This window comes from Neisseria sp. P0022.S010 (assembly GCF_051956635.1).
In genome coordinates this window covers 1-478 of the sequence record NZ_JBQCXF010000863.1, presented here as the reverse complement: position 1 = coordinate 478, position 478 = coordinate 1, and the positions used below count along the sequence as shown (strand labels likewise).

Genomic DNA, 478 nt, shown 5'->3' with positions numbered 1-478 from the left:
CCCCAAAACCAAAAACAACCAACAACAAACCCCCACAACAACACCAAAACCCACCACCCCACAACACAAAGACCCCAAAACAAAACAACACCAAACACACCCCAACCCCAACCAACCCACACAAACACACAAACCCCAAAAAAAAAACCACCCCAACCAACCACACAAACCACACAAAACCACAAAACCACAAACACCAAAAAAAAAAAACAAACCAAACCTCAAACACCGACCCCAAACAAACCACCCCCCCAATTAAACCAAACGAACTCACAACCGCAAATAAAATCGAAAATCACCAGCATGTCACTGCCTTGTTGCATGAGGCGGTGAATGCGTTGGCACCCCGTGAAGACGGGATTTATGTGGACGGCACGTCCGGCAAGAAAGGGCACCCCCGGCTAATTCTATCGCGTCTGGGCGAGCAAGGACGTTTGGCCACTTCTACCAAAAACCCTCAGACAACCGCACCACCCAC

The 478-nt window shown here is 49.2% G+C and carries 1 protein-coding gene; it reads left to right on the top strand.

Annotated elements, in window-relative coordinates:
- The coding region (gene mraW, locus ACTHUT_RS21820) for a 16S rRNA (cytosine(1402)-N(4))-methyltransferase (RefSeq protein ID WP_440419908.1) at positions 1-478 on the top strand (478 nt) is incomplete at both ends.